This window comes from Nocardioides albertanoniae, from assembly GCF_006716315.1.
GTDB classification, from domain to species: Bacteria; Actinomycetota; Actinomycetes; order Propionibacteriales; family Nocardioidaceae; genus Nocardioides; species Nocardioides albertanoniae.
In genome coordinates this window covers 3,948,204-3,971,698 of sequence record NZ_VFOV01000001.1, presented here as the reverse complement: position 1 = coordinate 3,971,698, position 23,495 = coordinate 3,948,204, and the positions used below count along the sequence as shown (strand labels likewise).

16 protein-coding genes are annotated in these 23,495 nt (G+C 70.5%); 11 read left to right on the top strand and 5 right to left on the bottom strand.

Features of this window, described 5'->3' with window-relative positions:
* The first annotated feature begins 21 nt into the window (after nucleotides 1-21).
* Nucleotides 22-354: a hypothetical protein gene (locus tag FB381_RS19100; RefSeq protein WP_141781741.1), complete on the top strand. Its 333-nt coding sequence runs from the start codon at nucleotides 22-24 to the stop codon at nucleotides 352-354.
* On the opposite strand, the gene FB381_RS19095 is transcribed toward FB381_RS19100, so the two are convergent.
* Nucleotides 315-2,879 carry a LuxR C-terminal-related transcriptional regulator gene (locus FB381_RS19095; protein ID WP_141781740.1) on the bottom strand — a complete coding sequence of 855 codons (2,565 nt, stop codon included), beginning with the start codon at nucleotides 2,877-2,879 and terminating at the stop codon, nucleotides 315-317. The two genes, FB381_RS19100 and FB381_RS19095, sit on opposite strands and share 40 nt — an antisense overlap.
* 540 nt (nucleotides 2,880-3,419) lie before the next feature.
* Between FB381_RS19095 and FB381_RS19090 the strand changes: the two genes are divergently transcribed.
* The 4 genes from FB381_RS19090 to FB381_RS19075 are packed head-to-tail and all read left to right on the top strand — an operon-like array spanning nucleotide 3,420 to nucleotide 10,084.
* A complete protein-coding gene (locus tag FB381_RS19090; RefSeq protein ID WP_141781739.1) occupies nucleotides 3,420-4,898 on the top strand; it encodes a cytochrome ubiquinol oxidase subunit I in 1,479 nt (492 codons plus the stop codon).
* A 10-nt stretch (nucleotides 4,899-4,908) separates the two neighbouring features.
* Nucleotides 4,909-5,910 (top strand): cytochrome d ubiquinol oxidase subunit II, encoded by a 1,002-nt coding sequence (gene cydB, locus FB381_RS19085; RefSeq protein WP_141781738.1) that lies wholly within the window; start codon nucleotides 4,909-4,911, stop codon nucleotides 5,908-5,910.
* Nucleotides 5,911-5,931: 21 nt separating this feature from the next.
* The gene (gene cydD / locus FB381_RS19080) at nucleotides 5,932-9,513 is read left to right on the top strand and encodes a thiol reductant ABC exporter subunit CydD (RefSeq protein WP_141781737.1); all 3,582 of its coding nucleotides are present in this window, start codon (nucleotides 5,932-5,934) and stop codon (nucleotides 9,511-9,513) included.
* On the top strand, nucleotides 9,455-10,084 hold the full coding sequence (locus FB381_RS19075; protein ID WP_342778429.1) for a response regulator: 630 nt from the start codon (nucleotides 9,455-9,457) through the stop codon (nucleotides 10,082-10,084). The genes cydD and FB381_RS19075 overlap by 59 nt, the downstream gene beginning before the upstream one ends.
* Here FB381_RS19075 and FB381_RS19070 read toward each other — a convergent pair.
* Both FB381_RS19070 and FB381_RS19065 read right to left on the bottom strand, forming a co-directional pair.
* Nucleotides 10,081-11,742 (bottom strand): sensor histidine kinase, encoded by a 1,662-nt coding sequence (locus FB381_RS19070; RefSeq protein ID WP_141781735.1) that lies wholly within the window; start codon nucleotides 11,740-11,742, stop codon nucleotides 10,081-10,083. The two genes, FB381_RS19075 and FB381_RS19070, sit on opposite strands and share 4 nt — an antisense overlap.
* Before the next feature lie 135 nt (nucleotides 11,743-11,877).
* On the bottom strand, nucleotides 11,878-12,330 hold the full coding sequence (locus FB381_RS19065) for a YchJ family protein (RefSeq protein WP_141781734.1): 453 nt from the start codon (nucleotides 12,328-12,330) through the stop codon (nucleotides 11,878-11,880).
* A gap of 153 nt (nucleotides 12,331-12,483) precedes the next feature.
* Between FB381_RS19065 and FB381_RS19060 the strand changes: the two genes are divergently transcribed.
* From FB381_RS19060 to FB381_RS19035, 6 genes are all read left to right on the top strand, one after another.
* A complete protein-coding gene (locus FB381_RS19060; protein WP_170225235.1) occupies nucleotides 12,484-15,369 on the top strand; it encodes an AfsR/SARP family transcriptional regulator in 2,886 nt (961 codons plus the stop codon).
* A complete protein-coding gene (locus tag FB381_RS19055) occupies nucleotides 15,366-16,769 on the top strand; it encodes an ATP-binding protein (RefSeq protein WP_141781732.1) in 1,404 nt (467 codons plus the stop codon). Before FB381_RS19060 ends, FB381_RS19055 begins: the two co-directional genes overlap by 4 nt.
* Before the next feature lie 18 nt (nucleotides 16,770-16,787).
* Nucleotides 16,788-18,803 (top strand): vWA domain-containing protein, encoded by a 2,016-nt coding sequence (locus FB381_RS19050; protein WP_141781731.1) that lies wholly within the window; start codon nucleotides 16,788-16,790, stop codon nucleotides 18,801-18,803.
* An 84-nt stretch (nucleotides 18,804-18,887) separates the two neighbouring features.
* On the top strand, nucleotides 18,888-19,658 hold the full coding sequence (locus FB381_RS19045; RefSeq protein WP_342778428.1) for a TSUP family transporter: 771 nt from the start codon (nucleotides 18,888-18,890) through the stop codon (nucleotides 19,656-19,658).
* Between the two features lie 16 nt (nucleotides 19,659-19,674).
* Complete coding sequence (locus FB381_RS19040) at nucleotides 19,675-20,301, top strand: YigZ family protein (RefSeq protein ID WP_141781729.1); 627 nt, start codon at nucleotides 19,675-19,677, stop codon at nucleotides 20,299-20,301.
* Nucleotides 20,302-20,320: 19 nt separating this feature from the next.
* On the top strand, nucleotides 20,321-21,361 hold the full coding sequence (locus FB381_RS19035; RefSeq protein WP_246088198.1) for a GNAT family N-acetyltransferase: 1,041 nt from the start codon (nucleotides 20,321-20,323) through the stop codon (nucleotides 21,359-21,361).
* 3 nt (nucleotides 21,362-21,364) lie between these two features.
* Here the strand turns inward: FB381_RS19035 and FB381_RS19030 are convergent, their stop codons facing one another.
* Together FB381_RS19030 and FB381_RS19025 are read right to left on the bottom strand one after the other, a co-directional pair.
* Nucleotides 21,365-22,168 carry an SDR family oxidoreductase gene (locus FB381_RS19030; RefSeq protein ID WP_141781727.1) on the bottom strand — a complete coding sequence of 268 codons (804 nt, stop codon included), beginning with the start codon at nucleotides 22,166-22,168 and terminating at the stop codon, nucleotides 21,365-21,367.
* 187 nt (nucleotides 22,169-22,355) lie between these two features.
* Nucleotides 22,356-23,459, bottom strand: coding sequence for an NAD(P)H-dependent amine dehydrogenase family protein (locus tag FB381_RS19025; protein WP_141781726.1), 1,104 nt, complete (start codon nucleotides 23,457-23,459; stop codon nucleotides 22,356-22,358).
* Nucleotides 23,460-23,495: the final 36 nt, after the last annotated feature.

Sequence of the window (23,495 nt, the reverse complement as noted above, 5' to 3'; positions counted from 1 at the left end):
ACGTCATGATGCGTCGTCATGATGGCGTACCCCCACACGCGTCGGTCAGTGCTCGCCGCGGTCTCGATGATCACCCTGCTCTCCCTGACCGCATGCGGCAGCGAGCGGCCGAGCGTCGCCGACATCAAGGGCCAGATCGCCGAGATGAGCGGTGACACCGAGGTCAGCGACGACCAGATGAACTGCCTGGCGAAGGCCTACTACGACTCCGACCTCTCCGACGAGGCCGTACGTTTCCTGGTCGAGGCCGAGGACGTCACCGCGATCAGCCCCGAGGATCTCTCGAAGGAGGACCAGGCGGCCAGCAAGAAGCTCTACGAGCCGCTGGTGAAGTGCTTGGCGCCGGCCGAGTAGTCGCCGTTGGGCACTGGCCTGAGCCACGTGGTCGCGACCCTGGCCAGGTCTTCGCGGCCCGAGACCCCGGTCTTGCGGCTGATGTTGTGCAGATGGGTCTCGACGGTGCGGGTGCTCATCTCCAGGTCGGTGGCCAACGAGGCCGAGGTGCGTCCCTCGGGAAGCAGCCTGAGCACCTCGTCCTCGCGGGCCGAGAGGCCGATGTGGGTCGCCGCGCGACGGAACAGGCCGATGCGGTTGCCGCTGGTCTCCGACCGCTCCCACGCCGTGTCGAGGGTCTCGGCGGCGCCGTGCAGGTCGCCGGCCTCGCGCTGGAGGATCGCCAGCGTGATCGCCGCCCTGGTCACGAAGACCAGGGCACCCGCGTCGGCGAGGGTCACGATCGCCTCGCGCAGCCCGGCGATGTCGCCGGTGGCGGCCGCGGCCGCGTAGGCACCCATGCCCTGCAGCAGCGGGCTCTCGCTCTCGACCGCGAGCGCGGCCGCCCTGGTGATGTGCTTGTTCTCGTTGACCCCGCGCTCGACGGCTTCGACGGCGAGGAAGACCGCGCCGACGGTGTAGCCGGCATCGAGCCGTTGCCCGACGAGCTCGCACAGCTCCTTGAGGCTGGGCATGCGGCCCGTGGTGGGCGCCATGATGCTCGCGACCATTCCGGGCCACGGGCCGAGCGGCACCTTCGCGCCGCCGATCTGGGAGGCGAGGCTGCGCGCGTACTCCGGTCGCCCCTGGGCCATCGCGATCTCCGCGCCGAGGGTGAGGATGCCGGTGTGGGCGAGGTCGCGATGGGCGGCGACGCTCGAGGAGGAGAGGGTGCGGAACGCGACCTGGCTCGCCTCGGCCAGCCGGCCGGCGATGCTCAGAGCGAGCACGCTCAGGTAGGAGTGGGCCAGGATGAGCTCGGCGTTGGCGCTGCGGTGGGCAGCCTCGAGGTGCTCGTGGGCGAAGTCGATCCCGCGGTCGAGGTCACCGCTGAAGACGTCGGCCAGCCCGGTGAGGAACGCCTGCATGCCGACCATCAGCTGGCTCTGCGGATTGATGCCCTCGAGCACGGCGCGGGCTCGGTCGACGGACCCGGCCGCGAGGTGGCGTTCGGCCTCGACGACACCCAGGATCTCCGGGCCGATCTCGTCGCGCGGCGCCGGCGTCACGGTCGGCTGCTCGGGGACGTACTCGGTCTGGAACTGCAGGTGCGCCTTGGCGCCCTCGAGGGTCGCGGTGAAGGTGGGCAGCCGGCTCAGGCCCCGGTCGAGCACATCCTTGGCAGCGCTCAGGTCGCCGAGCTCGACGGCCTTCCAGCTGGCGAACCAGGCCAGCATCCAGGCTGCCTCCTGGCTGTCGGTGAGCGGCGTGCGTCGCTCGACCTCTTCGATCTGGTCGCGTGGCGCGGCCGTGTTGCGCAGCGCGACCAGCAGCGGGAGCGCCGTGTCGGCCGACGGCGCCTCCGTCCAGGCCCGGCGTGCCCGGGAGACCTCGTCGGCCATCTGGTGCAGCGAGCGCTGATGGAGCAGGGCCGCGTCGGCGCCGCGGGGTCGCTGGGTGGCATGGTCGATCAGCTGCTGCTCGGAGTCGAGGTGGTTGCGCGCGATCACCAGGCCGAACGCCGAGCCCTCGGTGATCAGGTAGTCGCCGATCATCGGCGGGTAGAGACCCACGACGCCGCTGCCCGGGCCGTCCTCGCTGTGTCGGGCGAGCCCGTTGGCGAAGAGCGCCTCGAGCACGCTGCGCTCGACCATCTTCTCGGCCTCGTCGAGCGGCACCGGGCCGGTCACCGCGAGCGCGGTAGCGCCGTCCCACGCGCTCTGGTCGAGCCCGGCCACGAGCGGTTCGACGGCCGCGGCCAGCTCAGGCGCCCATCCCGTACGCCGCGGCAGCCGCCACAGTCCGTCGAGCTCTTCGAGGATGCCGGTGCGGGGGCCGACGGTGGCGACAGCGCGGACCAGCCCGAGCAGACCGCCGGTCACCATCGTGACGCGCGCCAGCGAACCGGCCTCCACCGGACCACCGAGGATCGCCCGGCACACCTCGTGCACCTCGCCGACGTCGAGCGTCGGGGTGCGCACCTGCACGGCCGGCGAGATGCCGAGCATCAAGGTGTTCTCGGCGACCGGGTGCTGGTGGCGGCTGCTGGTCACCGCGAGAAGGCGTCGCTGGCGGTGGATGTTGCGCAGCGCGCCGACCGAGTAGGTGTCGAGGCTGTCGGCATCGTCGATCACCACGATCGTGTCGCCGTCGAGCTGCTTGCTCAGCGCCGCGGTCATCTCGCCGATGGTGCGGCGTGGGCCGGGGGTGGCGCTGGTGCCGATGCCTGCGGCGATCAGTGCCGCGAACGGCTCGTTCTGCCAGGCCCGGTGTCCGCTGATCTGGAGCACCGGCGAGCCGGCGTCCTCGAGTCGCGCGGCGATCAGCGAGCAGATCTCGCTGCGTCCGGAGGCGCGGGGACCGACCAGATGCACGTTGAGACCGGTCTCGACGTAGCCCGCGATCTCGTCGACGACCTTCGAGAGGACCCCTCCTCGATCCGACATGATCGCTCCTCCTCGCCCACGGTCTGGCTCTGCGGTCTGGCACAGTCACTGGTGCGGCTCCGGTGCTAGCGGCACCCTGTCGACCACAGCATCGTGTACTGCCTCAACGTACCGTCCATGCTTACCCGGGGTCCTGTGGAGACGCTGTATCGGTGATGTATGAGGCCGACAGGTACGCAGGTTACCTGTCTACAGTACGTAAACAGTCCGTCTCAGACCGCAATCACATGCGTCGAATGATGAGATAGTGATCTCACCGGCCGGGGCTCGCCTCGGTTGGAAATGTCTTGGGTGACACCCGAGTCGCATCAGTTCCCCCACCTGGTGCGGCCTGGTGACACAAGGACTTGAACAGAGCCCGGCCGTCCCGGACTCGAGGTCGCGGTCATCCCCCCGCGGTCGTGACCTCGAGCCCAGGGCGGCCGGGTTCTGGCATTTCTGCCCGTCCGACCCGTCCGACTCGTGCGGTGGCTCACACGTGGCGTACCCCGTCAGAGGGGGTGCTGAGACTCGTGGGACGACAGTGACATAGTGGCGAGCGTGGACAGCGTCCTGGAATTAGCCAGGTGGCAGTTCGGCATCGTGACCGTCTACCACTTCTTGTTCGTCCCGCTCACGGTGGGACTCACCATGCTCGTCGCCGTGCTGGAGACGATCTGGCTGCGTACGAAGAACCCCGAGTGGCTGCGGCTGACGAAGTTCTTCGCGAAGCTCTTCCTGATCAACTTCGCGCTCGGTGTGGTCACAGGGATCGTGCAGGAGTTCCAGTTCGGGATGACCTGGTCGGACTACTCGCGCTTCGTCGGCGACGTCTTCGGGGCGCCGCTGGCGATCGAGGCGCTGCTGGCCTTCTTCCTGGAGTCGACCTTCCTCGGGCTGTGGATCTTCGGCTGGGACAAGCTTCCGCGGGCGCTGCACAACGCGTGCATGTGGATCGTCCACCTGGGCACCTTGGCGTCGTCGTGGTTCATCCTCGCGGCCAACTCCTGGATGCAGCACCCGGTCGGCTACAAGTTCAACGAGGTCACCGGCCGCGCCGAGCTCACCGACTTCGCCGCGGTGATGTTCAACAAGGTGCAGCTGGGCACGTTCCCGCACGTCATCCTCGCCGCCTACCTGACCTCGGCGGCGTTCATGCTCGGCATCCTGGGCTGGCTCTACCTGCGCCGGCCGGGTCGTGACGGCTCGGAGCGGCCGATGTACCGGCGCGGCATGGTGCTGGCCGCCTGGATCATGGTCTTCTCCGGCGTCGGTGTGGCCGTCTCCGGCGACATCCAGGGCAAGATCATGACCGAGGTGCAGCCGATGAAGATGGCGGCCGCGGAGGCGCTGTGGGAGACGTCCGACTCGTGCGCGCCGTTCTCCGTGCTCACCATCGGCACCCGCGACGGGAAGCACGAGAAGTGGGCGCTGGAGGTGCCCTGCGTGCTCTCCTTCCTCGGCACCGGCACCTTCGACGGCAAGGTCGAGGGCATCTACGACCTGCAGGAGAAGTACCGATCGACGTACGGCGAGACGCCGGGGGAGACCTACTACTCGCCCGGTGACTACACCCCGAACATCCCGGTCACCTACTGGACCTTCCGCTGGATGATGGGCCTCGGCGTCGTCGGTGGTCTCGTCGGGCTGGCGGTGCTGTGGCTGACTCGCAAGGGGCGTACGCCCTCGGGGTTGATCGGACGGTTCCTGCCCGCGCTGGCGATCTCGGCGCCGATCATGGTGCTGCTGGGCAACTCGATGGGCTGGATCTTCACCGAGATGGGGCGCCAGCCGTGGGTGGTCTTCGGGGTGCTGACGACCGCTCAGGGGGTCTCTCCGGGCGTCGAGCCCTGGGAGGTCTGGATGTCGCTGCTCGGGTTCTCCGCGCTCTATGCGGTGCTCGCCGTCATCGAGGTGGGCCTGCTCATCAAGTACGTGAAGCTCGGGCCCGACCCGTTCGTCGAGCCACCTGATCCGTCCCTGCGCGGCTCCGACCCTGATGGTTCGGATGCCGACGAGCCGATGAACTTCGCGTACTGAGGAGCGACCGATGGAACTCACGACTGTCTGGTTCTGCCTCATCGGCGCGATGTGGATCGGCTACTTCGTGCTCGAGGGCTTCGACTTCGGCGTAGGGATGCTGCTCCCGGTGCTGGCCCGAGACGACCGCGAGCGACGCGTCATGATCAACACGATCGGCCCGGTCTGGGACGGCAACGAGGTCTGGCTGATCACCGCGGGCGCAGCGACCTTCGCGGCGTTCCCGGAGTGGTACGCCACGTTGTTCTCCGGCTTCTACCTGCCGCTGTTCATCATCCTGATCGCGCTGATCCTGCGTGGGGTCGCCTTCGAGTACCGCCACCAGCGGCCCTCGGCCACCTGGGCCGGGTGGTGGGACCGTGCGGTGATCTTCGGGTCCTACGTGCCCGCGTTCCTGTGGGGCGTGGCGTTCGCCAACATCGTGCGCGGGGTGCCGATCGACGGCGACTTCGAGTTCACCGGATCGGTGCTCACGCTGCTCAACCCCTATGGGCTGTTGGGCGGGCTCGTGACCTTGTCGCTGTTCGTGACCCATGGGGCGCTGTTCATCGCGCTCAAGACCGACGGCGACATCCGGGCCCGGGCCCGCGCGCTGTCGCTCAAGCTCGGTGTCGTCGCGGCCGTGCTCGCCGTCGTGTTCCTGGTCTGGACCCAGGTGCTGACCGGCAACCTGGCGACCGCGGTGCTCTTCGTGGTGGCGGCGCTGGCGCTCGTGGGCGGGCTCGCGGCTGCGTACGCCGGTCGTGAGGGGGTCGCCTTCACCGGCACCTTCTTGGCGATTGGGCTGGCGGTGGCCGGGCTCTTCGTGGGGCTCTTCCCCGACGTGATGCCGTCGACGACGTCCGTCGCCAACTCGCTGACGACGACCAACGCCGCCGCGACGCCCTACACGCTGAAGCTGATGACCATCGCCGCAGCGCTGTTCGCGCCGCTCGTGCTGGGCTACCAGGCCTGGACCTACTGGGTCTTCCGCAAGCGGATCTCGATCCACCACATCCCCGCCGGCCACTGATGCGCTGTTGATGATGCTCTGATGCGCCCGAACGACCCCCGCCTTCGCGCCCAGCTGATGGTCGCGCGCCGCCCGCTCGCCGTGGTGGTCGCGGCGGGGGTGCTCGGGGCCGTGCTGCTGATCGCCCAGACGTACGCCGTCGCGGGGCTGCTCATCGCCGCGGTGCGTGGCTCGGGGACGGTGAGCGGCTGGGGTGTGAACGGCTGGGGCGTGGGGGACTGGGGTCTTGCGGTCATCGCCGTGTTCGTCGGCCGCGGGGTGCTCGGGGTGGCCTCCGACCTCGCCGGGGCACGGGCGGCCGGTGTCGTGGGGGCGGATCTGCGGCGTCGGGTCGTCGGCGCCATCCTGCGCGGGCAGACCGGCAGCTCGGGGTCGCTCTCGGCCCTGGCCACCCGCGGTGTCTCGGCCGCGGAGCCCTACCTGACGCGGTATGTGCCCGCGCTCGTGCTGGCCTGCGTGCTTCCCGTCATGGTGCTTGCGGTGATCGCCTGGACCGACCCGCTCAGCGGCCTCATCGTGCTGCTCACGTTGCCGCTCATCCCGATCTTCGGGGTGCTGGTCGGCCTGGCCACCCGCGACCAGGCGACCAGCCAGTGGCGGGTGATGGCGGCGCTCGCCGGCCACTTCCTCGACGTGATGCGGGGTCTGCCGACCCTCGTCGCCTTCGGCCGGGCATCGGCCCAGTCGAGGGTCATCGCGGCGATCACCGACCGCTACCGCCGACGCACCCTCGAGACGCTCAAGATCGCCTTCGCCTCCGCCGCGGTGCTCGAGCTCGTCGCCACCATCTCGGTCGCCCTCGTCGCCGTGACCATCGGGATCCGCCTCGCCTCCGGCTCGGTCGACCTGCAGACCGCTCTCGTCGTACTGCTCCTCGCGCCCGAGGCCTACTGGCCCCTGCGCCGCGTCGGCACCGAGTTCCACGCCGCCGCCGAGGGTTCCGCGACCCTCGAAGCCACCGCCACCCTCACCCCCGCCAGCCGAGAAGTCACCCCCGCAGGTCGAGACGTCACGTCTGCAGGTCGAGAGGTCACCGATTGCCGACTCGACCTGCAGGAGCGACCTCTCGGCGTGGGGTTGGAGCTCGACGAGGTGGCACTGACCTATCCCGACCGGCGACAGCCGGCGCTGTCGCCGGCGAGCGCGAGCATCCCCGACCGTGGGATCACCGCCATCGTCGGCCCGAGCGGATGCGGCAAGTCGACGTTGTTGGCGACGATGGCAGGCCTGCACGAGACGTACGCCGGCACGGTCGAGCTCGACGGGCAGACCCCGGCCGCGGGCGACGGCTGGCGTGAACGCTTCGCCTACCTGCCCCAGCGACCGGTCTTCGTCGGCGGGACGATCGCCGACAACCTCCGCCTCGGTGCGAGTGACGCGGCCGAGAGCGACCTGTGGCGGGTGCTCAAGCGCGTCGCTCTCGCCGAGCGGATCGCCGAGCTTCCGGGCGGCCTCGGCGCCGACCTCGCCGAGGACGGTCGGTCGCTGTCGGCCGGCGAGCGCGCACGTCTGGCCCTGGCCCGCGTCGTACTCTCCGATCGTCCCTGGGTCCTCCTCGACGAGCCCACCGCCCACCTCGATGCCGACACCGAGCGGATCATCGCCGAGACCGTCACCGCGCTGTCCCGCGACCGCGCCGTCGTCCTCGTCGCCCACCGCCAACCCCTCATCGACCTCGCCGACCAGCTCATCACCCTCCCCGCCGAGGAGTCACCCCTGCAGGTCGAGAGGTCGCTTCTGCAGGCCGAAGCGGCATCCGGTGACGTCTCGGCCTGCAGAACTGACGCTTCGACCTGCAGGAGTGACGCTTCGACCGGCGTGAGTGACTTCTCGGCGGGGCGGGGGGCGTTGTGGGGAGCGGCGGTGGTCGGTGGGTTGAGCTGGGCCTCGGGGGTGGCGCTGACGGCGCTGGCGGGGTGGCTGATCATCAAGGCCTCCTACCACCCGGTGGTGCTCACGCTGGTGGTGGCGATGGTGGGGGTGCGGACGTTCGGGATCGCGCGGCCGGTGCTGCGCTATCTGGAGCGGCTGTGGTCCCACGACAGCGCGTTGAGGCTGCTGGCGAAGCGGCGGGTCGAGATCTACGACGCGCTGGTGCCGTTGGTGCCGGGCGCGCTCCCGGGCCGCAGGGGCGATGTGCTGGCGAGCGTCGTCGACGATGTCGACGCCGTGCTCGACGAGGAGCTGCGGGTGCGCCTGCCCGTCAGGGAGTACGCCGTCGCAGCATCTCTCGCGGTAGCCGTGACCGCCCTCATCGACCCGGTGGCCTCCGCCCTGGCCGCGGCCACGGTGCTCGCGGCTGCCGCCGCCTACTGGATCGCGTACGCCGGCGCAGCACGGGCCGAGGAGACCTCGATCCAGGTGCGGGCACGGGTCTCCGAGCAGGTGGTCGAGGCTGTGCAGACGGCCACCGAGCGCAGGATGTGGCAGGCGAGCGAGCCGGTGCTGCAGGCCCTCGGCGACCTCGCTCGCAGAGCCACCAGATCGACCGTGACGGCTGCTGGGTCCTCGGCCGTCGCGAAGGCCGTGGTGCTGGTCACCTGCGGTGCGGCGGTCGCGGCTACGGCCGCCTACGCGGGCACCTCCGACGGGCCGATGCTGGCTCTGCTCGTGCTGGTGCCGCTGGCGCTGGCCGAGCCGGCGGCCACCTTGGCCGACGCCGGGGCTGCCAGGGCCCGCACCCGCGCCGCGCGTCGCCGCCTCGACGAGCTCACCGACCGCTCACCGGCGGTCGTCGCGCCCACCCACCCGAAGCAGCCGACCGAGGACGTCACGATCACGTTCGACGCCGTCACCGCCCGGCCCGGCAGCACCAGCCCGGACGGCACCAGCGACGGACAGCCCGTCGAGCTCCCCGACCTGCACATCACCCCGGGAGCGAGGATCGGCATCGTCGGCCCGTCCGGCTCCGGCAAGAGCACCATGGCCGCACTGATGCTGCGCTTCCTCGACCCCGAGACCGGCACGATCTCCCTCGGCGCTCACTCGATCCGCGACCTCGACCCCGGCGACGTACGCACCCAGGTCGGCCTCGTCGACGACGACCCGCACGTCTTCGCCTCCAGCCTCGTGGAGAACGTGCGACTCGCCAGGCCGGCGGCGACCGATGCCGACGTGGAGGCAGCGATCCGGCGAGCGCACCTCGGTGCGTGGCTCGACGCCCTTCCTGCGGGGCTGCACACCAGGCTCGGTGACGGCGCCGCCCAGGTCTCGGGTGGTGAGCGGGCGAGGCTGGCGGTGGCGAGGTCGATGCTGGCCGGGCACAAGGTCCTGGTTCTGGACGAACCTTTGGCTCATCTGGACACCTCGACCGCCACGTCGCTGGCGCACGAAGTGCTCTCGCGGGAGGATGGCACCACAGATGGCCGGCCAGATGGCTCATATCGATCAGATGGATCACCCGACGGTCCGCTCGGCGGAACGAAAACCGTGTTGTGGATGACTCATACATCGACCGGCCTCGGGTTGACCGATAGCGTGGTCGACCTGCAACGGATGGGGAAGCGAGACGGTGTTGACCGAGCCAAGGACGATCCGGGTCTACTTGCTCGACGACCACGAGGTAGTACGTCAGGGGCTGACGACCCTGCTCGACAGCCATGACGACATCACCGTCGTCGGTCAGGGCGGCACGACCGCCCAGGCGCGCGAAGACATCGACCGGCTGCGGCCAGATGTCTGCGTGCTCGATGCCAGGCTCCCCGACGGCTCGGGCATCGAGGTCTGTCGCGAGGTCCGGGCGGCCTACCCCGAGATGCTCGCGCTCATCCTGACCTCCTATGACGACGACGAGGCCCTCTTCTCGGCGATCATGGCCGGAGCGAAGGGCTACGTGCTCAAGGACATCCGAGGCAACGACCTGGTCGAGGCGATCCGCACCGTGTCCGGCGGCGGCTCGCTGCTCGACCCGGTGATGACGGCGAAGGTGCTCGAGCGGATGCGCAACCCCGAGGGCGAGTCGCAGCAGGTCCAGGCGCTCACGCCGCAGGAGAAGCGACTGCTCGCCCTCATCGGCGAGGGCCTGACCAACCGCGAGATCGCCGGCCGCATGTTCCTGGCCGAGAAGACCGTCAAGAACTACGTCTCCAGCATCCTCGCCAAGCTCGGCGTGCAGCGGCGTACGCAGGCGGCGCTGATGGCCAAGGAGCTGCTCCAGCCGCGCCGCGGCAGCTAGACCCCGGCGGTGATCGGCACCTGCCAGACCAGCTCGGTGCCGCCGGGCTTGCCGGGGCCGATCTCGAGCTGACCGCCGAGCTGCACAGCGCGGCAGCGGGCGTTCTTCAGCCCGCTCTCCTCTGCCTCCTCGGGCACCCCGCTGCCGTCGTCGCGCACGACCAGCTTGATCTCGTCGTCCTCGAGGGTCAGCTCGATCTGGGCGCTGTGGGCCTGAGCGTGCCGGGCCAGGTTGGAGACGGCCTCGCGCAGCACCGGCAGCAGGTGGTTGCGTACGGCCTCGGGCACGGCGGTGTCGACGGGCCCGGTGATCTTGATCTCGGGGGTGAAGTCCATGACCCCGGCGTACTCCCGGACGACCTCGCGCACCTGCGCCCGCAGCGAGGAGGCGTCGTGGTTGCTGAGGTCGAAGATCGAGCCGCGTACGTCCTTGATCGTCTGGTCGAGCGCGTCGACCTGGTCGGAGAGCCGCTGGGAGAGGCTCTCGACCTCGAGCGGGTCACGTCCGAGAGCCTCCAGCTGGAGACCGATGGCGAAGAGGCGCTGGATCACGACGTCGTGCAGGTCGCGGGCGATCCGGTCGCGGTCGGTGATGACGGCCAGGTCGGCGCGGTCCTCGACGGCGCGGAGCCGGTCGAGCGCGAGGGCGGCTTGGCCGGCGAACCCGAAGAAGAGCTCGCGCTCGTGCTCGTCCTGAGCCTCGGAGGCCTTCTCGTAGATGGCCAGCAGGGCACCGCGGCCGGCGAGCGTGGAGCGCACCGGGGCGACGACGACGTGCAGACCGTCGACCTCCAGGTCGAGGGGCTCGATGATGCGTCGGTCGATGAGCACCGGGATCTTCTCGGTCACCGCGCGCACCCGATCCTCCTGACCGGAGACGGCGGCGACGCCGGAGACGAGGCCGTGCTCGATGCGGGTGCCGGCGCCGACGCCGATCGCCCGCATCAGCGGTAGGGCGGTCTCGCACATCCGCTCGAGCGCGACGGTGTGGTCCAGCGGCGGGGTCAGGGCCCGGTTGAGCTCGGCGCTGGCCTCGAGCCACTTGCGCCGCTGCTCGCTGAGGTCGAGCTCGCGCACCCTGTCGATCTGGGCGCCGGCGGCCCGGGCGAGCGCGACGACGAGCTGCTCGTCGTGGTTGGTGAAGTCGGCGCCGCCGGCCTTCTCCGAGAGCAGCAGGTGTCCGAAGTCGTGATCCTTGATCCGCAGCGGCACCTCGAGGAACCGGCGCTTGCCGGGGTCGCCCGTACGCAGCGCATGGCTGCCGCCATCACCGCTGGTCTCGCTGGCGGAGCCGCTGGGAGTGAGCATCCGCAGCGCCTCGGGCGCCTTGACGTCAGCGACGCGGGTGCCGGAGGGAGGAGTGGTCGGTGGGTTCTCGGCCTCGACATCGGCTCGCGCGCGGCGCCCGTGGCTCTTGCCCACGACCCGAAGCGTCGGCTCCTGCTGGCGGCCGAAGGTGATCAGGTCCTGGAGGTCGCCGTCGGAGCCGAGGACGCCCAGGGCGCCGTAGCCGGCTCCGGTCAGCTCGCAGGCCGACCGGGTGATCCGCTCGAGCATGGCGCTCAGATCGAGCTCGCTCGACATCGCGATGACCGCGTCCAGGAGCGAGCGCGCCGATGGCTCGAGACCGGTGAGGTCTTCGGTCGCGTCGGTGGTCACGCCCTAGAGTCTGTCGCCTCCGGGGGTCTTAGTCCACCTGATGTGCGGGACGTCGCGTGCTCATTTCCCGATCGTGGGGAGCCTTTACCTTCAGATGAATGTTTTCAGAGGAGTTTCGCCGCGGGTTCGTGGCGGCTACACCTGGTCAACAATTTCGCCGTCGATGGTGCCGTCGACGTAGAGCCAGCGTCCGGCGCGCACCTCGAACCGGCTGTGCTCGGAGAGCTCCCCCGCGCCGTCCGGAGCCTGGTAGGCGGCTCGGAACCTCACCCACCCGTGCGTCTCGTCGTCGAGCCCGGACCCTTCGACGGTGAGGCCGGTCCACCTCAGACCGGTGTCGTGGCCGGCCTCGCCCAGGTCGTGGGGGCGGGTGGCGGGATGCCAGGTGCGGAAGACGTAGTCCCAGTCGCCGACGGCGTACGCCGCATAGCGGCTGCGCATCAGCTCCTCAGGGCTCTCGGCGCTCGCCCCGCCGCGGTGCAGCCGATGGCAGCACGCGCCGTAGGTCGAGGCGGCACCGCAGGGGCAGGCTCGCTGGAGCGAGTGCGTCGAGGCGGCTGATCCGGAAGGGTTACCGAAGACGGACATGGGGACATTGTGTGGCACGAGGGTCGGATGCTGAACAGATGCCTTGACAACGACCGATTCCGGGTCGCATGGGCCATCGCCGCCCCACTATGGTTGCAGCGTGGCTCTCAGGCGCGATCGGCTCGGGACGGTTCGGACGGTGGGGGTGGAACGGTGACGGATGTGAGCATCTGTCTGCTCGGCCCCCTCAAGGTCACGCGCGCCGGTGCGCTCGTGGAGGTGCCCGGGCGCCGCCCCCGCACCCTGCTGGCGCTGCTGGCCATGGAGGCCGGCAACCCGGTCTCCGCAGACCTTCTCGCCGACCGCATCTGGGGTGAGGAGCTGCCGGACAACCCGCGCGGCAGCCTGCACACCTACATCGGGCGGCTGCGTCGCGTGCTCGGCAAGGAGGTCGTACGCCGCGCGGCCGGTGGCTACATCCTCGACCTGCCCCGCTCGTCGGTCGACGCGCTGGCCTTCGTCGACCTGCTCGACGCGACCGGCCGGCACGGCGGTGCCGAGGGCGCCGGGGTCTATGAGCGTCTCGAAGAGGCGATCGACCTGTGGCGAGGCGCCCCCTTCGACGAGCCCGCCGGCGAGCCGTTGGCGGAGATCATGCGGCCGTGGCTGGTCGACCGTTACCTGGCCGCGTTGGAGGATCGCGCCTCGCTCGACGTCGCCGCCGGACGGGCCACGAAGGCGGTCGCCGACGTGCGTCGCGTGGTGGCCGATCACCCGCTGCGTGAGTCGTTGTGGGCGGTGCTGCTGGAGGCGCTGGCCTCGGCGGGGCGTACGGCCGAGGCGCTGGAGGCCTATGAGGAGGTGCGGTCGCGGCTGGCCGACGAGCTCGGCGCCGACCCCGGCACGGAGCTGCGCTCGATCTTCACCCGGTTGCTGGTCGGCGACGTGGCGACCCCGGAGATCGCGCCGTCCGGAGGCGAGCCGGTGGTGCCCGAGCAGCGCACCTCGGAGGAGGACTCCACGGCCGCGGCCGACACCGTCCCGCACCAGCTTCCCGCCGACGTGCCCAGCTTCTCCGGCCGCGATGTCGAGCTGCGACTGCTCGACGCGGTGACCATCGCCCACGAGTCGGGCTGGCCGAGCGTGGTCGTCGTGCACGGCGTCGGTGCGGCCGGCAAGACCGCGCTGGCGGTGCACTGGGCGCATCGCACGCTCGAGCACTTCCCCGACGGCCAGCTCTTCATCGACCTGCGCGGCTACGGCCCGGGTGAGCCGATGGACCCCGAGCAGGCGCTCTCGGGCCTGCTGATCGGTCTGGGCGTCGACGGTGAGGCCGTGCCCGACGATGTCGACGCGGCCTCCGCCCTGCTGCGTACGACCCTCGCGCAACGGCGCGTGCTCCTCGTGCTCGACAACGCCCGCGACGCCCAGCAGGTGCGGCCGCTGCTCCCCGGCGGCGAGTCGCTGGCGCTGGTGACCAGTCGCAGCCAGATGCGCGGGCTCGCCGCTCGCGAGGGTGCCAAGCGGATCGGTCTCGACATGCTCACCCCGGGCGAGTCGGTGGCCTTCCTGCATCAGCGGCTGGGCGATCGGGCCACCGACCAGGCGACGGTGCGCACGCTCGCGGAGATGTGCGGCCACCTCCCGCTGGCGCTCGCGGTCGCCGCCGAGCGATGCGGCCGGCACCCCGACGTCTCTCTCGCCGCCCTCGTCGCCGAGCTCGACGGCGAGTCGAGCAGGCTCTCGGCGCTCGAGACCGCCGACGACCCGCTCACCGATCTGCGGGCCGTCTTCTCGTGGTCCTACGACGCGCTCGATGCCGAGTCGCGGGCGATGTTCCGCAGGATCGCGGTGCACCCCGGATCCGACCTCAGCGTGCCGTGCGCGGCGGCGCTGGCCGGTGTCGGCACCGGCCCGGCCCGACGGCTCCTCGACCGGCTCACCGAGGCCAACCTGCTCCGCGAGCATCGCCCCGGGCGCTTCGTGCTCCACGACCTGGTGCGCGACTACGCGCTCGAGATGGGCTCGGCGGAGGAGTCGGAGGCGGCCGTGCGACGCCTGGTGAGCTGGTATACCCACTCGCTCGTCGCGGCCGCCGAGATCGACGGGCCGTCCCACCGGCTGATGACGCTGGACCCGCTCGTGCCCGACGTGGTGGCGCTCGGTTTCGCCACCTCGCAGCAGGCCCGCTCCTGGGGCGAACGGGAGTGGCCCGACCTGGGGCTCGCCGTGCGGCTCGCTGTGCGCCGGGGGTTGCTGGGGGCGGCGTACCAGCTGGTGAACAAGATGTTCAACCTCTCCATGCGGCACTCGCCCGCCGAGGTCGTCGCGCTGCAGGAGATCGGCCTGGAGGCGGCCATCGAGGCAGGTCAGGAGGTGGATGCCGCCTACATCCGCAACCAGCTCGGGATCAGTCGGGCACGGGCGGGCGACCTGCCTCGCGCGATCTCGGAGTTCCGTGCTGCCGCCGAGGTGTTCCGCGAGACCGGGGCGGCGGCGGGGCTGGAGATGTCGCTGTCCAACTGCGGCCAGGCGCTGAGCATGACCGGGTCGCTCGACGAGGCGGTCGCGGTGCTCGAGGAGGCCTACGCCGTCGCCGATGTCGCCGGCATGGCCGACCGCGCTCGAGGCAGTCTGATCGGGCTGGCCGAGGTCTACGTGCGGATGGAGCGCTACCAGGACGCGGTGCGGTTGATCGAGGACGAGATCGGCCAGGACCCCGTCGACGTCGAGTCGTCCTCTCCGCGGCTGACCCTCGCCGACGCCCTGATCGGTCTCGAGCGCTACACCGACGCCGAACATCTCCTGCGCCATGAGCTGGCCCGCCATCTCGAAGAGCGCAGCCGGTGGAGCGAGGCGAAGGTGCTCGTACGCCGCGCCGTCATCGAGCGCGAGACCGACCGTGTCGACCAGGCCCGCGCCACCCTGCACGAGGTCGTCGCGATCCTCGACGAGGTCGGTGAGCTCGACCGCACCGAGCTGACCCGCGAGCGGGTCGACGACCTGCTCGCCAGCGTCGGGGACGGTCGACCGGCGGGGCGGGGCGAGCGTGCTTCCGCTACCCGGGGGTTGGACGGCGGCGTAGCGTTGCGGCCGTGACTGCCGCACCCACGATCAGCACCCTCGGCGAGCTTCGCGCGAGTGGCCATGTGTTCAAGTCGCTCCGCGAGGAGATCCGCGACAACCTGCTGGCGAAGCTGGCTGCCGGCGAAGACCCGTGGCCCGGGCTGCACGGGCTGGAGGACACCGTCATCCCGCAGCTCGAGCGCGCCCTCATCGCCGGGCACGACGTCGTGCTGCTGGGCGAGCGCGGTCAGGGCAAGACCAGGCTGCTGCGTACGTTGGCGGAGATGCTCGACGAGTGGACCCCGGTCATCGAGGGCTCCGAGCTGGGCGAGCACCCCTACGAGCCGGTATCGGTGGCGTCGCAACGCGCCGCCGCGGAGCAGGGCGACACGCTGCCGGTCGCCTGGAAGCACCGCTCCGAGCGCTACGCGGAGAAGCTGGCCACACCCGACACGAGCGTCGCCGACCTGATCGGTGACGTCGACCCGATGAAGGTCGCCGAGGGGCGCTCGCTGGGTGACCCGGAGACGATCCACTTCGGCCTGATCCCGCGCTCCCACCGCGGGATCGTGGCGATCAACGAGCTGCCCGACCTCGCCGAGCGCATCCAGGTCGCGATGCTCAACGTCATGGAGGAGCGCGACATCCAGATCCGCGGCTACGTCCTGCGGCTGCCGCTCGACCTGCTCGTGGTGGCCTCGGCCAACCCGGAGGACTACACCAACCGCGGCCGCATCATCACCCCGCTCAAGGACCGCTTCGGCGCCGAGATCCGCACCCACTATCCGCGTGAGCTCGCCGCCGAGCTGGCGGTGATCCGGCAGGAGGCCTCCTTGGTCGCCGACGTGCCGGACCACCTCCTCGAGGTGCTCGCCGTCTTCACCCGCCACCTGCGCGGCTCCTCCTCGGTCGACCAGCGCTCCGGCGTCTCGGCGCGATTCTCGATCGCCGGGGCCGAGACCGTCGCCGCTGCCGCGCTCCACCGGGCCACCGTGCAGGGCGAGGCCGACGCGGTCGCGCGGCTGGTCGACCTGGAGACAGCGGTCGAGGTGCTCGGCGGCAAGATCGAGTTCGAGTCGGGGGAGGAGGGCCGCGAGGCCGACATCCTCACCCACCTGCTGCGTACGGCCGTGGCCGAGACGGTGCGCACGCGGTTCCGCGGGCTCAACTTCGCGCTCCTCGTCGAGGCCATCGAAGACGGCCGCATGGTCACCACCGGCACCAAGATCTCCGCCCGGTCGTTCCTCGAGGGCCTCCCGGTGCTGGGCGAGTCCGACCTCTACGACCAGATCGGCGACCGCGTCTACGAGGCCACCGGCGGCCCCGCGAACGACGGCCAGCGGGCCAGCGCCATCGAGCTCGCCCTCGAAGGCCTCTTCCTCGCGCGAAAGATCGGCAAGGACACCGACGGTGACGAGACGATCTATGGCTGATCAGTCAGGCGGCACGGCATGAGCCGCTACAAGAAGTACGACGGGGGCGACCCGCTCGCCCCGCCGGTCGACATCGCCGAGGCGCTCGACGCGATCGGCGAGGACGTCATGGCCGGCTACTCGCCCGAGCGGGCGATGCGGGAGTTCCTGCGGCGCGGCGGGCAGGACCAGCGCGGTCTCGACGACATCGCCCGACAGGTCGCCGAGAGGCGTCGTGACCTGCTCCAACGGCACAACCTCGACGGCACGCTCGAGCAGGTGCGCGAGCTGCTCGACAAGGCGGTGCTCGAGGAGCGCAAGCAGCTGGCCCGCGACGTCACGATGGACGACGGCGACCGCGCGTTCCGCGAGATGCAGATCGACAACCTCTCGCCCACCACGGCGGCCGCGGTCAGCGAGCTCTCCTCCTACGACTGGGCCTCGCGCGACGCGCGGGAGGCCTACGAGAAGATCAAGGACCTGCTCGGCCGTGAGCTCCTCGACCAGCGGTTCAAGGGGATGAAGCAGGCGCTCGAGGGCGCCGACGACGCCGACCGCGAGGCGATCGCCGAGATGCTCCGCGACCTCAACGCCCTGCTCGACAAGCACAACCGCGGTGAAGACACCCCGGAGGACTTCGAGGAGTTCATGGCCAAGCACGGCCAGAACTTCCCGGAGAACCCGCAGAACATCGACGAGCTGCTCGACACTCTCGCGCAGCGCTCGGCGGCCGCCCAGCGGATGTTCAACTCGATGTCGGCCGAGCAGCGCCGTGAGCTCATGGAGCTCTCCGAGCAGGCCTTCGGGTCGCCGGCGCTGATGGAGCAGATGGCCCAGCTCGACGCCAACCTGCAGACGGCGCGGCCCGGCGAGGACTGGTACGGCGCCGAGGAGTTCGGCGGCGGTGAGGGGCTCGGCCTCGGCGACGGCACCGGCGTGCTGCAGGACGTCGCCGAGCTCGACCGGCTCTCCGAGCAGCTCCAGCAGTCCTACGCAGGCTCGCGGCTCGACGACATCGACCTCGACGCGCTCTCGCGCCAGCTCGGCGACGAGGCCGCCGTCGACGCACGTACGCTGCAGCAGCTCGAGCAGGCGCTGCGCGACTCCGGACAGCTCGAGCGGGGCTCCGACGGCGACCTCCGGCTGACCCCGAAGGCGATGCGCCAGCTCGGCAAGGCCCTCCTCCGCGACGTCGCCCAGCGGCTCTCCGGACGACAGGGCGAGCGCGACCTGCAGCGCGCCGGCGCTGCGGGCGACCTCTCCGGCTCCTCGCGGCCATGGGCCTTCGGCGACACGGAACCCTGGGACGTACCTCGCACGATCACGAACGCCGTCATCCGCGAGGTCGGCGAGGGGCGGAAGGGGCCCGGGGTCCGGCTGAGCGTCGACGACATCGAGGTGCAGGAGACCGAGGCGCGTACGCAGGCCGCGGTCGCGCTCCTGGTCGACACCAGCTTCTCGATGGCGATGGACGGTCGCTGGGTGCCGATGAAGCGCACCGCGCTCGCGCTGCACACCCTGATCAAGAGCCGCTTCCGCAACGACGACCTGCAGCTGATCTCGTTCGGCCGCTACGCACAGACGATGGAGATCGAGAAGCTGACCGCTCTCGACGCGATCTGGGACAAGGGCACCAACCTGCATCACGCCCTGCTGCTGGCCAACCGGCACTTTCGCAAGCACCCGGGCGCCCAGCCGGTGCTCCTGATCGTCACCGACGGCGAGCCGACCGCGCATCTGGAGCAGGGTGGCGAGGTCTGGTTCTCCTACCCGCCCCACCCGGTGACCATCGCGAAGTCGGTCGAGGAGCTGGAGAGCTCGCGCCGGCTCGGCGCGCAGACCACCTTCTTCCGTCTCGGCGACGACCCCGGTCTGGCCCGCTTCATCGACTCCATGGCCCGTCGGGTCGAAGGTCGTGTCGTCGCGCCCGAGCTCGACGATCTCGGCGCCGCGGTGGTCGGCTCCTATCTGGGTGACAGGACGGCGCGGCGTACGTCGAACAGCTACGGGGACTACCCGGACGCGTTCGGCGGCCGCGGCTGGTGGGCCGGCTGAACCCCGCCGTGGGGTTTCTCGCGGGCTGAGAAAATCGATTCCGGCTCGGGCCGGGCCGAAGGTTAAGGTGCGCCAGTGCCAGAGGTGTCCCTGAACGTACTCGCCCTGCTCGCGGTGGCGGCCCTGGCCGCAGGGTATGTCGATGCGGTGGTCGGTGGAGGCGGGCTGATCCAGCTGCCGGCGCTGATGCTCTTCCTGCCCGGCGCCGCGCCCGTGCAGGTGCTCGCGACCAACAAGCTGGCCTCGGTCTTCGGCACCTCGATCAGCGCGGCGACCTACTATCGCCGCGTCGGTCCCGACCCGAAGACGTTCATCCCGCTGATGATCCTCGCGTTCGTCGGCTCGGCGCTGGGGGCGGGGGTGGCGTCGCATCTGCCCTCGTCGGTCTTCGAACCCATCGTGCTGGTCGCGCTGGTCCTAGTGGGGGCGTGGGTCGTCTTCAAGCCGTCGCTCGGCGAGCAGACCGCTCTGAAGTTCAACGACCACCGGCACGTGATCGGCGCGATGGCGGTCGGGCTCGGGGTCGGGTTCTACGACGGCGCCCTCGGTCCCGGCACCGGGAGCTTCCTGGTCATCGGGCTCGTCGGCCTGCTCGGCTACTCGTTCCTGGAGGCGAGCGCGAAGGCGAAGATGGCCAACGTGGCCACCAACCTCGCCGCGCTGGCCGTCTTCGTCCCGCTCGGTGCGGTGATGTGGCGCACCGGCCTGGTGATGGGCGTGTGCAACCTGATCGGTGGCTACCTCGGGGCGCGCACCGCGGTGGCGAAGGGAGCCGGGTTCGTACGCGTCTTCTTCATCGTCGTGGTCGCCGGGTTCATCGTTCGCATCGGCGGCAGCGTGCTGGGAGTCTGGTGATGGCCCGGGAGGTGACATGCACTATCTGACCATCGCCCGCGACGGCGACGCCGAGATCGAGGTGAAGCGGTCGCGGTTCCTGTGCACGCTGGTGCGTGTCGCCGACGAGGCGGAGGCGCGCGCGGTCGTCGAGCGGCTGCGCAAGGAGCACTGGGACGCCCGGCACACCTGCTCCGCCTTCCGGATCGGTCGGCCGCCGCAGCCGGTCGAGCGCTCCAACGACGACGGCGAGCCGGCCGGCACCGCCGGCGCGCCGATGCTCGAGGTGCTGCGCGGCGCCGAGGTCTCCGACACGGTGGCCGTGGTGACCCGCTGGTTCGGCGGCACCCTGCTCGGCGCCGGCGGTCTGGTCAGGGCTTACTCCGACGCCGTACGCAGCGCCCTCGACGAGGTCGGCACCCTGCGTCGCGAGCTGGTCAGGGAGTATCGGATCGAGGTCGCCCACGACACCGCCGGACGCCTCGAGACCGACCTGCGCGCCAGCGGTGTGACCGTCCTGGAGACCAGCTACGGCGCTGCCGTGACGCTGCGGATCGGGGCCCCGCCGGCGGAGGAGGAACGCCTCGAGTCGCTCCTCGCCGAGCTCACCGCGGGAGCGTCTGTGCTGGTTCCCGGCGAGGACCAGTGGGTCGACTCACCCTAAGGTTTGGGAGAATAGGGGTGTGAGCGACCAGAGCGAGACGCCCGTGGCCCTTCCTGACGACTGGACGACAAAGGTCCCAGACCTCGACGATCTGCCCGCGCTGCTCAGGCTGCGGGCCGCCGACAAGACACCCTTCGAAGGCTCGGACAACGTCGATTCCGACGTGATCGCGGGCGAGGTCGCCGGCGCCGCGTCCTGGACCCGGCAGCAGCTCCTCGCGGTCGACCCCGCCGGTGACGTACGCGCCTGGGCGATCGCCCACGACCGCGCCGCCGGACGCACCCTGGTCTACCTCTACGTCGATCGCACCATCGACCAGGCGGCTGAGGTCGCGGCCGGGCTCTACGCCTGGCTCGAGGAGCAGGGGCGGGCCATGGCGGAGTTCCGCGGCATCACCGAGTCCCATCTCGACGCCAGCCCGTTCGCCGACGACACCGTGCAGCGGGAGTGGCTGGCCGACGCGCAGTTCACCAACAAGCGCACCTGGCTGCACATGAGCCGTCCGGTCGTGCCCGGCGAAGACGTGCCTGCTCTTCGCGACGGCGTCACGATCCACCCCGTCGAGACCCATGAGAACGGCCTGCCCGTCGCGGTCGACCTGCAGACGGTCCACCACACGCTGGAGGAGTCTTTCCAGGACCACTTCAACTCCTACCGGGAGAGCTTTCCGGAGTTCGTGCAGCGGCTGCGCGAGGAGCCCGGCCACCGCTGGGACCACTGGTGGTTGGCGTACGTCGACAACACCGACGGCGAGGTCGACCCCGACGGCGAGGCCCAGGTGCCGGCCGGTTCGCTGGTCGCCTCGGTGCTGCCTGCCAACGCCGCCGGCGTCGAGGGCACCTATGTCGAATACATCGGCGTCAACCGTCACGCTCGCGGCCGCGGGGTGGCCAAAGGGCTGCTGCACGCCGTCATCGGCGACGCGCTCGAGCGTGGCCGCGACCGCGTCTGCCTGGAGGTCGACGCCGACAGCCCGACCGGCGCCGATGGTCTCTACAAGTCGATGGGCTGGGTGACCGACTACATCACCGAGTCCTGGCACAAGGACGTCACGGTCTGAGGATCATGGAGCGATGTCGGGGAGCTTGAGGTCGAGGGTCGGCGCTTCGGTGCCGCCGTCGACCTCGAGCATCTTCCCGGTGACGAACCGGCCGGCGGGCGAGGTCAGGTAGACCGCCGCGGCCGCGATGTCCTCGGCCTCTCCGATGCGTCCCAGCGGCGTCTTCTGCTCGATCTCGCCGCGCATGCGGTCGTCGCCCGCGACGAACTCGAGGGCGCTGGTCATCACCGACCCGACGAAGATCCCGTTCACCCGGATCCGCGGAGCCAGGTCGGTCGCGGCCAGCCTCGTCCAGTGGGCCAGCGCCGCCTTCGCGGTGCCGTAGGCGAGATAACCGCGCCCGGCGGTACGTCCCATCATCGAGCTGATCGACACCACCGACTGCTGCCCGTCGGGGCTCTTCACCATGAACGGCACCGCCGCCCGCGTGAGCGCGTGCGCGGTGGTCACGTTGAAGTGGAAGGCCTCTTCGAGGTAGCCCTCGTCGGTGTCGAGGAACGTGTTCGGGATCGTCCCGCCCACGTTGTTCACCACGATGTCGAGCCGCCCGAACTCCTCGTACGCCTGCTCCGCGAGCCCCGCCGCGACCTCGACGTCGGCGAGGTCACCGGGCACCACCAACGCCCGCCTCCCCGCCGCCTCGACCCGCGCCGCCACCTCCCGCAGCTGCTTCTCGGTGCGCGAGGCGATCACCACGTCGGCCCCGGCCTCCGCCAGCCCCACCGCCGTAGCCGCCCCGATCCCGCGCCCCGCCCCGGTCACCACAGCCACGTGCCCGGTCAGGTCGAATCGCTCGAGAATATTCATCTGGGTCTCCAAACATGTCGAGAAGTCACTTCTGCAGGTCGAGGGGTCACGTGTGCGGGGTGAGGAGTCACTCCCGCAGGCCGAGGAGTCACTCCCGCGGGCCGAGAAGTCGTTCCTGCAGATCGAGATGTACGCAGTGACGTCTCGACCTGCATACGTGACTTCTCGGCAGCGGGGTGTCGGTCGGTCAGGGGGTGCCGGTGACGAGGCCGCGGCCGGTGATCAGGGGGAGGTCGAGGGGGGAGAGGAGGCCGGGGGAGGCGGCGACGACGGCGGGGATCGCGTTGACCAGGCGCTGGGCGGTGACGATCATCCCGGAGACGTTGTGGTCGCCGTGCTCGCCGTGGTGGCTGAAGTCGAGGGTCATCGACGGTTCGCCGGTGACCTCGACCCGGTAGCAGCCGTCGCCGGTCGCCGGCACCGGCCAGTCGGGGTCGGACGCGGCATCGGTGCGGGTCACGTGCTCGAGGGTGATCCGGGGCTCGCCGTCGACCGTCCCGGTGACGGTGAACCGCACCGACCCCTGGGTGCCCTCGGCGATGTCGACCGACACGGTCTTGGTGTCCTTCGTCGCCGGCCGGCGTTCGACATGCTCCACGAGCGGCTCGTCCAGGGTCACGCCGAGCCCGGCGGCGAGCACGCGCACGACCGGACCCCAGGCCGTGCTCAGGATGCCGGGCTCCCACAGGAACGGCTTGTCGTCCATGGAGCCGCCGAAACCGAAGAGGTCCTTCATCACGACCGGCTGGTAGTAGGTCGAATAGTCGGCGATCTCGGAGACCTTGAGGTGGTCGATCCGCTGCGACAGCGACGTGATCGCCAGCGGGAGCACATCGTTGGCGAAGCCCGGGTCGATGCCGTTGACGTGCAGCGACGCACCACCCTCGCGCCCGGCCTCGTCGATGCCCGCGATCATCTCGTCCGGCAGCGTGCCCTGCGGGTGGACGAGGATCACCGGGCCCGACGAGACCACGTTGACCCCGTCCCGGATCAGCCCGGTCAGGTCCTCGATCGACTCGAAGACCCGGTCGTCGGTCATCGCCGCGTGCACCACGCAGTCCGGGGTGAGCGCGAGCAGCTCGTCGCGGGACGTCGTCGCGGCCACTCCGAGCGTGCGCCCGAGCCCGGCCAGCTCCCCGGCGTCGATCCCGGACTTCGCCGACGTCGAGGTCCAGACCCCGACCAGCTCCAGGTCTGGATGCGCGTCGACACCCGCGATCGCATGACGTCCCACCGTCCCGGTGGACCAGACGACGACTCTGAGCGGCTTCTCCGGGGCGATCTGTGACATGCCGACACTGTAGAACGTGTTTCAGTTCTTCGAAAG

Coding starts and splice junctions, on each gene's coding strand:
- FB381_RS19050 (WP_141781731.1), top strand. CDS start 16,788: ATGAGCCGCTACAAGAAGTACGACGGGGGCGACCCGCTCGCCCCGCCG.
- FB381_RS19025 (WP_141781726.1), bottom strand. CDS start 23,459: ATGTCACAGATCGCCCCGGAGAAGCCGCTCAGAGTCGTCGTCTGGTCC.
- FB381_RS19065 (WP_141781734.1), bottom strand. CDS start 12,330: ATGTCCGTCTTCGGTAACCCTTCCGGATCAGCCGCCTCGACGCACTCG.
- FB381_RS19030 (WP_141781727.1), bottom strand. CDS start 22,168: ATGAATATTCTCGAGCGATTCGACCTGACCGGGCACGTGGCTGTGGTG.
- FB381_RS19040 (WP_141781729.1), top strand. CDS start 19,675: ATGCACTATCTGACCATCGCCCGCGACGGCGACGCCGAGATCGAGGTG.
- cydB (WP_141781738.1), top strand. CDS start 4,909: ATGGAACTCACGACTGTCTGGTTCTGCCTCATCGGCGCGATGTGGATC.
- cydD (WP_141781737.1), top strand. CDS start 5,932: ATGCGCCCGAACGACCCCCGCCTTCGCGCCCAGCTGATGGTCGCGCGC.
- FB381_RS19100 (WP_141781741.1), top strand. CDS start 22: ATGGCGTACCCCCACACGCGTCGGTCAGTGCTCGCCGCGGTCTCGATG.
- FB381_RS19095 (WP_141781740.1), bottom strand. CDS start 2,879: ATGTCGGATCGAGGAGGGGTCCTCTCGAAGGTCGTCGACGAGATCGCG.